The following is an 11,870-nucleotide window of genomic DNA, read 5'->3' as shown; positions in this document are numbered from 1 at the left end:
TTAAATTAGTTAGAGGTTAAGAAAATGAATCATAAAATAAGTATGAAACGAAAAATGCTAATAAGAATGATAGAAGCTAAATATTGCTAGAGCTTCCATAAAAAGTGCTCATTTTTTTAGCATATTGGTTTAAAAAGAAGCAGGCTTAATCTGCCTAATAAAAAAGCTATAAAAGCTTCAGTAAAGCTTTTATAGCTTAGGTTCTTTTAAAAATTAGAAGCGGTAACCTAAACCTACATAGGTAATGAGTGGATCAATATCAATTTTGGTATTCGCTTTAATGAGCTCTTTACCTGTATTTTGGTCAGTAACATAAATTTTTGCTTCACTATTCATTTTTGAATAAGAAACGGAACCGACAGCAAACCAGTTTGGGTTAAAGTCATAAGTTGCCCCGATAGTAACAATAGGTGCAAAAGTATCAGTCGCTTCTAGTTTCACAATAGGATTTGCTGAAGATGTTTTGCGATCTAATGCTGCACCTGCCTTATTATCATGGATATTCTGGATCATGTGTCCCGCTTGAATTAAATCGGCTTCAATACCAGAATTCATTTTTAAATCATTAAAATAGGCATACATGACCCCAGCACCTACATATGGGCGGAATTTATTTACCCCAGATTTACCAAATTGATAGTGTAGTTCAACTGCTGGTAACCATGCACGTGCAGTCGCAGCCTTACCCCCTTGAGAAAGATCAGTAATATGAATATCTTGTTTTAAAGGAATATCTCCACCCGCCCCGGAAATTCCACCTCCTATGATTTCTCCAATTGAAGATCCATCTTTTAGTGGAGTCGCTTTTCCAGAAAGGGGAGCGTAAATATTACCTTTTCCATTAATATCTACTTTAGGAGGAATACCGCCTTTAATTTCTAAAGATAAATTGTCCGTAAAGTTGTAGTTAAACATAAGGCCAACAGTATCAACATCAGAAGCTTCTAAGCCAGAACCTTGTTGTTGCCATTGAGAAAGACCATTAACTTCTGCTGTACCTGCAAGTGATGAGGGAAGAGTGTCTGTAAACTTATCAAGAAGGCTAATAGTGCTATACCAGAATTTTCCTGAAGTTTTACTTTGATCGATTGCATCTAAAACGGCTTTTGTAGATACATCTCCAACTTTAGATGTTGTACCTTCTGCAACGCTAGTATTGATATTAACAGGATTTCCTGAGCCTTGAGGCATAGCATGGAGCCAACCAGCCGAGACCGAAAAACGTTTGAAACCATCACCATCTTTTAAACTAAAATATGGTGAAGCAGCGAAAGTGACTGTAGGCAGAGCAAAAAAGGCAGCTGTCATACAAAATAATGACTTTTTCATCATAAAGGACTCCATGTCCGGACATTTGTTTACTGATTTTTATTGAGCCCACCATAACGCGTTTTATTAAAATGATTGTGTAATAAAAATTAATAATTGTAATGTTTTTGAAATATTTGTTTATGTTTGGAAAGATTTATTAATAAAAAGTACAAAATAAAGAATAAAAGGCTACATAAAGTAGCCTTTTATTAAATTTGATTAAATTATTAATTGAAGCGCGAAAGGTCTTCTTCAGGACGAGCGGTTAACACTTCAATACCTGTTTGAGTGACCAAAATAGTATGTTCATATTGAGCTGAGAGTTTATGGTCTTTCGTTACAACAGTCCATTTGTCACCAAGCAATTTAGTCTGCCAAACACCAGCATTGACCATTGGCTCAATCGTAAAGGTCATACCTGCTTCTAAGCGCATACCAGTGCCAGCTTGGCCATAATGCAGTACTTGAGGTTCGTCATGGAAAACGGTACCAATACCATGACCGCAATATTCACGTACTACGCTAAAACGTTCTGACTCAACATATTTTTGGATTGCGTGGCCAATGTCACCTAAATATGAACCATCTCTAACTGTAGCCATTCCACGATACATTGCTTCTTGAGCAACTTTACATAAACGGTTTGCCAAAATAGAAGTTTCACCACCCACGATGTACATCATGTTCGTGTCGCCGTGATAGCCGTCTTTAATTACGGTTACATCAATATTAAGGATGTCGCCGTTTTTTAAGATTTTATTTTCAGATGGAATACCATGACATACGACATGGTTAACCGAAGTACAGATAGAGTGTTGAAAAGCAGGGCGTCCTGGAGCACCACCGTAACCTACGCAAGCCGGAATAGCATGCTGTACATTTTCAATATGATTACGACAAATCGTATCAAGCTCGAGTGTGCTTACACCGGCCTTAATATACGGCTTGATCATCTCTAGAACTTCAGCCGCCAGTCGTCCTGCAATGCGCATTTTTTCAATTTCATCTGGAGTTTTGATTAATCGACGTGGAGCTGTATAAGTACTGTTCATGATCTCTAAAAACTTTTGGTAATTTATAAGTGTATATGGTATAAATAGCCGCCCATTTTATCAAATGCTTTTCGTGAATATCTTTTACGAAGAATATTGATAGATGGAGTAAAAAATCCGCACATATATCGTCACATTACTCTGGGTGCCCGTAAAAAGGTGGAGAATGCGGATATATGGAGGCCTAACCCAACTTTTAAGGTAAAGAAAATGGCAGATTACAACGTAAGCATGCGCGACCTTCTTCAAGCAGGTGCGCACTTTGGTCACCAAACTCGTTTCTGGAACCCAAAAATGCGTCAATACATTTTTGGCGCGCGCAACAAAATTCACATCATCAACCTTGAGCACACTGTTCCTGCGTTAAATGATGCTTTGAACTTCGCTAACCAATTAGCAAGCAAAAAGAACAAAGTTTTGTTCGTTGGTACAAAACGTGCTGCTTCTAACATCATCCGTGAACAAGCTCAACGCGCTGGTCAACCATATGTAGACCACCGTTGGTTAGGTGGTATGTTGACGAACTGGAAAACACTTCGCCAATCTATCAACCGTTTAAAAGATCTTCAAACTCAATCTCAAGACGGTACTTTTGCTAAGCTTACTAAACGTGAAGCTTTAGAACGTACTCGTGAGATGGAAAAACTTGAGCGCTCTTTAGGCGGCGTTAAAAACATGGGTGGTTTACCTGACGCATTATTTGTAATCGACGTTGATCACGAAGCGATTGCAATTAAAGAAGCTAAGAACTTAGGTATTCCAGTTATCGGTATCGTTGATACAAACTCTAACCCAGACAACGTTGATTACGTTATTCCTGGTAACGATGATGCGATCCGTGCAGTAACTTTATATGCTTCAGCTATGGCTGACGCAATTCTTGCTGGTAAAGAATACGCTCAATCTCAAGCGAACGCTCAAGCAAAAGGCGATGACGCTGCGAAAGACGCTTCTGAGGCTTAATGCGTTTTTTGACGCAGGCTTGTCATTTTTGCGACATGTAATGGTGGCAAATTAAGCGTCGAGAGTGCAAACGGCCCAGAGTTTCTTTGGGCCGTTTTTGTTGAACAGATTTATTTTCTACCGATTTTAGGAGATCAACATGACTGCAATTACTGCAAGCATGGTAAAAGAATTACGTGACCGTACTGGTCTTGCAATGATGGAATGCAAAAAAGCATTAACAGAAGCGAACGGTGACATCGAACTTGCTATTGATAACCTTCGTAAATCTGGTCAAGCTAAAGCTGCTAAAAAAGCTGGCAACATTGCTGCTGACGGTGCAATCACTATCGTTCAAGACGGTAATAAAGCGATCTTAGTTGAAGTAAACTGTCAAACTGACTTCGTTGCTAAAGACGAAAACTTCTCTAACTTTGCACACGCAGTTGCTGCTGCTGCTTTAGCTGCTGGCGAAACTGATGCTGCTAAAATCGCTGAATTAAAATTGGCTGATGGCCAATCAGTTGAAGAAGCTCGTATTGCGCTTGTTCAAAAAATCGGTGAAAACATCCAGGTTCGTCGCGCGAAAATCGTTGAAGGCGAAAACTTGGCTATCTATAAACACGGTTTAAAAATCGGTGTTGTAGTTTCTTACACAGGTGATGCTGAGACTGGTAAAGGTATTGCAATGCACGTTGCTGCATTCAACCCAGTAGCAGTAAGTGCTGAAGCTGTTCCAGCTGACCTTATCGCTAAAGAGAAAGAAATTGCTGAAGCGAAAGCGTTAGAATCTGGTAAGCCAGCGAACATCGTTGAGAAAATGGTAACTGGTTCTGTTGAGAAATACTTAAACGAAGTTGCTCTTGATCGTCAAATGTACGTTATCGACAACGACAAAAAAGTTGCTGACGTATTAAAAGCGACTGGTACAACTGTTGCTAACTTCGTACGTTTCGAAGTTGGTGAAGGTATTGAGAAAAAAGCAGAAATGAGCTTCGCTGAAGAAGTTGCTGCTGCTCAAGCTGCTGCGAAGTAATTCGTATCACAATAAAAAAAGCCCCTATGGGGCTTTTTTTATCCCTATTGAAATCGGAATATAAAGATGACAAATAAAAAAAATCTGAGTATTGGCGGCATTATTGTTTTATTGATTGCTGCATATTTCGGTCTAGATTTATCTGGGCATAAAAAAAATCAATCGCCATCATCAAGTCCTGTAACTCAGCATACTGAAACTACGTTTTCAAATGATGGGATAGATACTATAAAAACTGCCTATGACCGCAGACAAAGTAATGTTCAAGTGCAGGGAAGTGGTCGAGTAAAAGCAATTTTAAAAGAAGATAATGATGGGACAAAACATCAGAAATTTATTCTTGTATTAAAAAATGGCCTTTCAATTTTAGTGGCTCATAATATTGATTTAGCATCAAAAATTGAAGATTTGCATAAAGGGGATATAGTCGAATTTAATGGTGAATATGAATATAACGAGAAAGGTGGTGTATTGCATTGGACGCATCATGATCCACAAAACCGTCATGAGAATGGCTGGTTGAAACATAATGGACGTATTTACCAATAGAAAAAGGGGTATTCATTTCGGCCCAACAGCAATTTTGTTCTATGCATCTTTTTAAAACATGTTATGTTTTTTTCAGATAAATAGATGAGATGTATATATGCACCAGGAACAGGCTGACTACTTGCATTTGCGAGAGTTGGGCGGTTTAGAACTATTAAAAGCACATTATCACCAAACGCAATTTTCAAAGCATACCCATGAAGGGTATTGTATTGGTGTGATTGAAGAAGGTGCGCAGTCTTTTTTTAGGACTGGTCAACTACATGTTGCTCCTAAAGGTGACATTATTTTGGTGAACGCAGATGAAATCCACACAGGTTCATCTGCTGTCGATTCGGGTTGGCGCTATCGGGCAATTTACCCTACACCGGAAATGCTCGCTGAAGTGAGTCAGGATTTTTTTGAAAATTTTCATGGTGCACCTTGGTTCCCTCAAGCAGTTATTCAAGATTTGGGATTATCTCAACAACTTTGCTTATTATTTGATTTATTAGAACAAAAAGATAATTTTCTGCTTAAAGAAACCATGTATTTATCAACATTAGCATGTTTGATGATGCGTCATGGGAAGTCGAGACATACCTTTTGTGAGCTACCAGAAGCTTATTCGAAAGTCTTAAAGGTTAAAGATTTGTTGGCAGATATGCCTGAAAAGAATTTTTCTTTGCAGGAACTGGCTGACATGGTCGGATTAAGTGCTTGGCATTTTTTAAGGCAATTTAAAAAACATGTGGGTTTACCACCTCATGCATGGTTAGTGCAGGCACGTTTGCAAAAGGCGAGGCAGCTATTAAAACAGGGTATTCAAATTGTAATGGTTGCACAGCAATGCGGATTTTCTGATCAAAGTCATTTTAACCGTCACTTTAAAAAGGCGATGGGCGTTACACCTAACCAGTATGTAGCAAGCCTTAATCTCTAAAATTTATTTTCATTTCTAAACACAATTTTGTTCAAGAGAAGCTAATCTGCATAGAAGAAAATCTATAAATATTTAATGTTATAGATGTCTAGAGATGAATACTCGTTTAAATCAATCTATTAGATTTTCTAAAAACCATCCTTCGTATCTTTTTTTACGAGGGGCGGTAGATATATTGCCATTATGTATTTCGGTTATTCCGTGGGCTATTTTGGCTGGTTCAATGGCAATTCATGCAGGTTTATCATTTTATAAAGCATTAGCAATGTCAGGAATTGTGTTTGCTGGTGCTGCACAATTGGTCAGTTTGAGTATGGTGATGGAAGGTGCATCATTATTAACGATCTATATCACGATTTTCTTTCTTACTGCACAGCATTTTATTTATGCATTAACTTTAAGAAATGATATTTCTATTTTGTCTTTACCCAAACGATTAAGTTTAGGCTTTCTATTAACAGATGAATTATTTGCGCTAAGTGCTCCGAACGAAAAAAGACATCCCCACTATTTATTAGGGGCTGGTATAAGTTTTTATTTATTCTGGGTAGTTTTTAGTCTAGTTGGAATTTTGTTGGCTACGGCGATTCCTAATTTATTGTCTTATCACTTAGACTTTTCGATTATTGCTATTTTTGTGGCCATGATTGTTCCTATGTGTAAAGGAAAACCTGTCATAGCAGGAGTTTTAACAACTTGTGTTAGTGGTTTTGTTCTCAAATTTTTTCACATTGAAGGCGCCATTCTGATTTCCGGTTTATTGGGAATGCTTATTGCCGTTATTGTGGAAAATAGAGTAGGAGAAAAATGAAATGTCATGGTTCATGATTTTAGGTGTGGCAGTAATTGTCTTTTTTAATCGTTATTATTTTTTAGAACCTAATCTAAAAGTAAAATTACCAGCACTGATGAATAAAATGCTGAATTATTCAGCGCCTTGTTTATTGAGTGCTATTTCTATACCGGTAATCTTTTTTGAAAGAAATGAATTGAGAGGCACTTTAGATAATCCATATTTATATGCGACAGTATTTTGTATTGTAATTGCTTTCTATTTCAAAAAAATTTTGCCCAGTGTTCTACTCAGCCTAGCATTTTTCTATTTTATAAATTTTCTAATAAATCAGTAAATTTAAGCTGAATCCAAAAAAGATTCAGCTTTTTAAAAATTATTGAGTAATCAATTTATTTTGGCGACTTTTCCACTTAGGTAATATTTTTGCAAGATAGGCATCCATACACCAGACTGGACCAATCAATAAAAATTGTAAATCTTTAAAGAAGGAAGGTTTTTTCCCTTCAACTTTATGTCCGTAAAATTGTCCAATCCAGGCAATTACAAAAAGAGCAATATAAAATCCCACCCCTACAGGTAAGACATAAATAAGCCAAGCCATCACAACGAGAAGTGCAGCCATTGCTACTGCAAGTACAAGATCGAGTCGAGCATAGAAAATTAAAGTCAGTACAATGAGTAAAGCAGTGAGTAAGGCGCTAAAGTGGGCAATGATTCCGATAATAGAAAATAAAATAGCGGGAACGCATACCCAGTGGATTTTTTTATTTGTTGGATTTTGATGACTTTCACTATATTCATCAAACCATTCACCAATAGATTTCATAGACCTTGTTCTCCGTGTCTAATTTTGAGTCATTCTTTTTATGTCTATATTTTATCCTGTTGTTAGGTGGGTAGACAAGAAAGTCGCAAATCTTCCTTCTCGTTCATTTATGTATCTTTAAAAATTTAATGACTCATTGTTTGGAAAAACAGGAGGGAAAAAGTTCAAAGTTGGACTTAAAAAAGAGCGAGATTCATTTAAGGAAAATCAGGTTAGTTATTTTTGGATTTTGAAGTGAGGAAATGACTCAGAAAAGCACTTTTTTATGAGAAGTGGGAAAATAATAGAAAAAGACTCAACTCAACTTGTCTTAAAACGCGATAAATAGCTCTTTTTAGACTAAAGTGGTACTAGGGTAGCGTAATTTTTTTAAAATAGCTGTAACCGAAAAATATAAGCAAAAAAAGATGGGTAAGAAAATGATGTGTTTTTGGGTTAAAAAATAATCAATTTTGTAATTGGAAAATGAGTAGAAACATAAAATTTTTGAACATAATTTTTTTATCGTGAACTCCAAAAATTAAAAAAGCCACAAATTAACTTGTGGCTTTTTCATGAACTCTAGGAGTAATCGCTTATGAAGTAGGACCGTCTACACGTTCAATACTTACTTTAGCAGTACCAGCATTGGTAATACCAAGGCGTTTTGCTGCACCGTATGATAAATCAAGTACACGATTTGCATGGAATGGACCACGGTCGTTTACTTTTACAACCACACTTTTACCATTGTCTTTGTTTGTAACACGGATATAACAGTTCAATGGCAGACTACGGTGAGCAGCAGTAAGTGCATTCATGTCGAATGTTTCACCACTTGCAGTTTTACGACCGTGAAATTGACGACCATACCAAGATGCCATGCCAGTTTGGCTAAACTTACGAACAGTATTTGAAGCTACTGTGTTAAGTTTTTCAATCACTGAAGGCTCATCTTCAGGGATTTCAATTTTAGCTGCGATAGCTTGACGACGAATTTGATCGCCAGAACGTTCAGTGATTGAAAGACTGTTAATGTTAGAAAAACGAGAATTAAAGCTTTGAGTATCTTTACTCAACACACGGGCAGCTAAATTAGCATTTGGACCATCTACATCACTGTTTAATGATGATGACTGCATCATTTCAGCGTGCAGCGGGGCCATACTTAAACTAGCCGTCAGTGCAAGAATGTATTTCAGCGATAACTGCATTTATATAAACTCCTGAGAACATGCTCTTTTTCTTTTAGCCGGCAGGCTAAAAATTGAAGTGAACATGCCTAATTATTCACTTTTGCAATTGCTTGATTGGGGTGGATAATATTCATCGCTTACGGAGAGTGTCTAGTCTTTAACGAGAAATAGTTACAAAAAGGGCAAAAACTTACAGTTTTAGATTAAAAAATAACCAAATATGTAACAAGATATTTAAAATGTGTGTATTGTGATCGATTTAACAAAAATATTTATTGACTTTTACATAAACTCATCAAAAAGCTAGCCTATCGGCTAGCTACTTCTGTGCCTAACAACCATACAGCAGTCGCATACATTCGGCTTTTGTTATAAGTCGTAATCACTTGAAAATTCGGATATGTTAAATAGTAAATTGGACCATTATAGTCTTGTAATTGAATAACATTTATCATATCTAGGTCATCAATTTTAACTAAAGGGTTTAATGGAGAAATCCCTTGATTTTTAAGTACGCCATATGGAGAAGGTTGGGTCAGGTCTTTAGCAATAATACTTTCTGGATTTGAACCTGTGTAACGTGCCATAAAACCAATCGGCTGATCGCGCTGCCATCCTTGTTTTGCTAAGTAATTTGCGATTGACCCAATCGCATCTTCCGCAGAGTTTCGTAAATCAATGTGGCCGTTACCATCAAAATCGACTCCATATTTACTAATATTGCTTGGCATAAACTGTGGATAGCCAATTGCTCCAGCATAAGAGCCAACAATACTACTAGTTGGGTAGCCTTCTTTATACGTCCATGCAATCAGAGCAGCTAATTCATCACTGAAATAATCAGCACGGCGCGGGTAGCCAAACGCTAATGTCGCAAGCGCGTCACGAGTGATGAAAGAACCTTTATTGGCTCCATATCCTGTTTCAACACCTAAAATACCCAAAATGACAGCTTGAGAGACACCAAATTGCTGTTCAGCTCGGTTAAGTGCATCTGCATATTGGTTTTTAAAACGGACACCACGCTGAATAGTGCCTTCAACTAAAAACATAGAGCGATAGTCGTACCAAGGCTTACTTTCACCTGGGCGAGTCATAATATTTATAATGTTTGGTAAATTTTTTGCACCGCTCATTGCGGCATCGACTTGTACACTACTTAGACCATAAGTGTTCATGGCTTTTTGTTTAAAATTTAAATAATTAGGATCATTTACAAAATCATTGGCCTGAGCAAAATGACTTGTGCTCACTAGGCCAGTACACAAGGCGAGTACTTTTAAAGTTTTATTAACAAATTGAGACAACATATCTTTTTAAAATTCCAAATTATCGATGTGTATGAATAGACATAACTAAACCAAAAGTGGCCATTAAAGTAATAATAGCGGTACCGCCATAACTCATAAAAGGCAAAGGAACACCCACTACAGGTAAAATACCACTGACCATTCCTGCGTTTACAAATACATAAACAAAAAAAGACAAACCAAAGGCACCAGCAACCAAGCGGCCATAATTATGAAAGCTCTGTAAACCAATTTGGAATGTTCTAAAAATAATAGCTGAATAAAGAATAACTAATATAAGTACGCCAATCAGGCCAAATTCTTCGGAATAAGCCGCAATAATAAAGTCAGTATGTCCTTCGGGTAAAAAGTGTAAATGTGACTGCGTACCTTCAAGAAAGCCTTTACCTGAGAAACCGCCAGAACCGATAGCTGTTTTAGATTGAATAATGTTCCAGCCTGTTCCTAATGCATCTGCTTCTGGGTCAAGTAGGGTTAGAACCCGTTGACGTTGATAGTCGTGTAAAAGAAATTCCCACGCAATTGGAATAACAATAGCGGCACAGGCTGCAGCAGCACCGATCATGCGCCAAGATAGTCCACTTAAAAATAGTACGAAAATACCACTGGCTAATACGAGTAGGGATGTTCCTAAGTCAGGTTGTTCTGCAATGAGTAAAAAAGGAACACCAATTAACATTAATGATAAAACAACTTGAGAAAAGCTAGGGGGAAGTGGTTTGCGTGCTAAAAACCATGAAATCATCATTGGCATGCCAATTTTCATGAACTCACTGGGTTGCACACTTCCGAAACCTGGAATATCGATCCAGCGTTTAGCCCCCATACGAACCTCACCAAAGACCATAACTCCAATTAAGGAAAATAGTGCAAATAAATAAAAGTAGGGTGAAAAAGCTTGATAAACCTTTGGAGGAATTTGAGCCAGACCAATCATGACTAAAAAGCCAATACCAAAGCTCATGGCTTGTTTACTGACTAAGCCGACATCTTGTGCAGATGCACTATATAGTACTGTTAAACCTAATAGAGCATTTAGGAATAAAAATAGGCATAACCAAGGATCAATATGAAGTTGCTGCCAGCGTGATGGTTGCATGGCAGTACTAAGACCATCTCGAGGAGCTTGGCGTAAAAATTTATATTGTGGACTAGGAGACATGCGGCTTTAACTAGGTCAATCAGTGCTTGGCGCATGCTAACATAAACCTGATTTATGGCAATGTATATCAATATTTTGCAATAAAAAAACCTGGCTCTCGCCAGGTTTCCGATAGTCTACTTTTTATTAGTTAAAGAATAGACCGTCATGATATTCAGCCATCGCTTTTAGTTCAGTGCGATTTAAACTTGGAATGAGTTTATCGATCGCGATATGAACCGCTTTAGTAACAGCAGCTGCGCCAATATCGGCTGCTTTACGTTTAATCATGCCTAAATCTAATGTCTTGTTAAAATCAGACATAAAGTGTCTAACCATAGCATCACCAAACTGTTTATATAGTTCCGCTAATGCTGCTTTATTAATGTCATTACCTGCTTGAAGCTCAGCAAAATTATGCTTCAAATTAGTCACTAAGCCAGCATCTAAAGCTACGCCAACTTTATATTGACCTTGAGGATCTTTAAATAAGCTTTTCTCTGAAAATTCAACTGACTGTTTAACAACATCATTTGGTGCTTTACTGAGTAATTGCTTTAAAAGTACGGCAACTGTAGATTTGACATAACCAGCAAGTTTTTCGGCAGTATCTCTTTTTTCACTCGCTGGGAAATGTTGTACTAACTGAATCAGTACATTATCAATAATTTCTTCATTGAGTTGTAAAGCAATTTTGTCTCGAAGTGGATATAGCGGTTCACTAGAATTTTTATTCGCAATTCCAGTCTGCATATCGTTCAATAAGCCTTCAGAAGGGGTAAAACCAAAAAACGGCATGGTGTATCCTCA

At 37.3% G+C, this 11,870-nt stretch carries 13 protein-coding genes; 6 read left to right on the top strand and 7 right to left on the bottom strand.

The window, feature by feature from the left end; genetic code table 11:
* Positions 1-213: 213 nt before the first annotated feature.
* Both RMA95_RS00925 and map read right to left on the bottom strand, forming a co-directional pair.
* Complete coding sequence (locus tag RMA95_RS00925; protein ID WP_311069332.1) at positions 214-1,332, bottom strand: OmpW family outer membrane protein; 1,119 nt, start codon at positions 1,330-1,332, stop codon at positions 214-216.
* A gap of 206 nt (positions 1,333-1,538) precedes the next feature.
* Positions 1,539-2,363: a type I methionyl aminopeptidase gene (gene map / locus RMA95_RS00920; RefSeq protein ID WP_309949298.1), complete on the bottom strand. Its 825-nt coding sequence runs from the start codon at positions 2,361-2,363 to the stop codon at positions 1,539-1,541.
* A gap of 210 nt (positions 2,364-2,573) precedes the next feature.
* Between map and rpsB the strand changes: the two genes are divergently transcribed.
* From rpsB to RMA95_RS00890, 6 genes are all read left to right on the top strand, one after another.
* Complete coding sequence (gene rpsB / locus RMA95_RS00915; RefSeq protein WP_001982118.1) at positions 2,574-3,326, top strand: 30S ribosomal protein S2; 753 nt, start codon at positions 2,574-2,576, stop codon at positions 3,324-3,326.
* 139 nt (positions 3,327-3,465) lie between these two features.
* On the top strand, positions 3,466-4,341 hold the full coding sequence (gene tsf, locus RMA95_RS00910; protein WP_311069331.1) for a translation elongation factor Ts: 876 nt from the start codon (positions 3,466-3,468) through the stop codon (positions 4,339-4,341).
* Positions 4,342-4,407: 66 nt separating this feature from the next.
* On the top strand, positions 4,408-4,890 hold the full coding sequence (locus RMA95_RS00905) for a DUF3465 domain-containing protein (protein ID WP_311069330.1): 483 nt from the start codon (positions 4,408-4,410) through the stop codon (positions 4,888-4,890).
* Positions 4,891-4,987: 97 nt separating this feature from the next.
* Complete coding sequence (locus RMA95_RS00900) at positions 4,988-5,812, top strand: AraC family transcriptional regulator (protein WP_311069329.1); 825 nt, start codon at positions 4,988-4,990, stop codon at positions 5,810-5,812.
* 94 nt (positions 5,813-5,906) lie between these two features.
* Entirely contained in the window at positions 5,907-6,623 is a 717-nt protein-coding gene (locus RMA95_RS00895) for an AzlC family ABC transporter permease (protein WP_311069328.1), read from the top strand.
* Between the two features lies 1 nt (position 6,624).
* A complete protein-coding gene (locus RMA95_RS00890) occupies positions 6,625-6,942 on the top strand; it encodes an AzlD domain-containing protein (RefSeq protein WP_311069327.1) in 318 nt (105 codons plus the stop codon).
* Positions 6,943-6,981: 39 nt separating this feature from the next.
* Here the strand turns inward: RMA95_RS00890 and RMA95_RS00885 are convergent, their stop codons facing one another.
* The 5 genes from RMA95_RS00885 to RMA95_RS00865 all read right to left on the bottom strand — a co-directional run bounded on the left by RMA95_RS00885 (position 6,982) and on the right by RMA95_RS00865 (position 11,858).
* Positions 6,982-7,434, bottom strand: coding sequence for a DUF962 domain-containing protein (locus tag RMA95_RS00885; protein ID WP_077163000.1), 453 nt, complete (start codon positions 7,432-7,434; stop codon positions 6,982-6,984).
* Between the two features lie 575 nt (positions 7,435-8,009).
* The gene (locus tag RMA95_RS00880) at positions 8,010-8,627 is read right to left on the bottom strand and encodes a septal ring lytic transglycosylase RlpA family protein (protein ID WP_002052473.1); all 618 of its coding nucleotides are present in this window, start codon (positions 8,625-8,627) and stop codon (positions 8,010-8,012) included.
* A gap of 290 nt (positions 8,628-8,917) precedes the next feature.
* Positions 8,918-9,919, bottom strand: coding sequence for a lytic murein transglycosylase B (mltB, locus tag RMA95_RS00875; protein ID WP_311069325.1), 1,002 nt, complete (start codon positions 9,917-9,919; stop codon positions 8,918-8,920).
* A 19-nt stretch (positions 9,920-9,938) separates the two neighbouring features.
* A complete protein-coding gene (rodA, locus tag RMA95_RS00870) occupies positions 9,939-11,081 on the bottom strand; it encodes a rod shape-determining protein RodA (RefSeq protein ID WP_019457155.1) in 1,143 nt (380 codons plus the stop codon).
* Between the two features lie 126 nt (positions 11,082-11,207).
* A complete protein-coding gene (locus RMA95_RS00865; RefSeq protein WP_039250820.1) occupies positions 11,208-11,858 on the bottom strand; it encodes a hypothetical protein in 651 nt (216 codons plus the stop codon).
* Positions 11,859-11,870 lie beyond the last annotated feature (12 nt).

This window comes from Acinetobacter sp. V110_1 (genome assembly GCF_031798975.1).
Classification (GTDB): Bacteria; Pseudomonadota; Gammaproteobacteria; order Pseudomonadales; family Moraxellaceae; genus Acinetobacter; species Acinetobacter nosocomialis_A.
This window is presented reverse-complemented; position numbering and strand designations above follow the sequence as displayed.

Bases quoted from the DNA above. Each gene is read 5' to 3' on its own strand.
- RMA95_RS00925 (WP_311069332.1), bottom strand. From the start codon at position 1,332: ATGATGAAAAAGTCATTATTTTGTATGACAGCTGCCTTTTTTGCTCTG.
- map (WP_309949298.1), bottom strand. From the start codon at position 2,363: ATGAACAGTACTTATACAGCTCCACGTCGATTAATCAAAACTCCAGAT.
- rpsB (WP_001982118.1), top strand. From the start codon at position 2,574: ATGGCAGATTACAACGTAAGCATGCGCGACCTTCTTCAAGCAGGTGCG.
- tsf (WP_311069331.1), top strand. From the start codon at position 3,466: ATGACTGCAATTACTGCAAGCATGGTAAAAGAATTACGTGACCGTACT.
- RMA95_RS00905 (WP_311069330.1), top strand. From the start codon at position 4,408: ATGACAAATAAAAAAAATCTGAGTATTGGCGGCATTATTGTTTTATTG.
- RMA95_RS00900 (WP_311069329.1), top strand. From the start codon at position 4,988: ATGCACCAGGAACAGGCTGACTACTTGCATTTGCGAGAGTTGGGCGGT.
- RMA95_RS00895 (WP_311069328.1), top strand. From the start codon at position 5,907: ATGAATACTCGTTTAAATCAATCTATTAGATTTTCTAAAAACCATCCT.
- RMA95_RS00890 (WP_311069327.1), top strand. From the start codon at position 6,625: ATGTCATGGTTCATGATTTTAGGTGTGGCAGTAATTGTCTTTTTTAAT.
- RMA95_RS00885 (WP_077163000.1), bottom strand. From the start codon at position 7,434: ATGAAATCTATTGGTGAATGGTTTGATGAATATAGTGAAAGTCATCAA.
- RMA95_RS00880 (WP_002052473.1), bottom strand. From the start codon at position 8,627: ATGCAGTTATCGCTGAAATACATTCTTGCACTGACGGCTAGTTTAAGT.
- mltB (WP_311069325.1), bottom strand. From the start codon at position 9,919: ATGTTGTCTCAATTTGTTAATAAAACTTTAAAAGTACTCGCCTTGTGT.
- rodA (WP_019457155.1), bottom strand. From the start codon at position 11,081: ATGTCTCCTAGTCCACAATATAAATTTTTACGCCAAGCTCCTCGAGAT.
- RMA95_RS00865 (WP_039250820.1), bottom strand. From the start codon at position 11,858: ATGCCGTTTTTTGGTTTTACCCCTTCTGAAGGCTTATTGAACGATATG.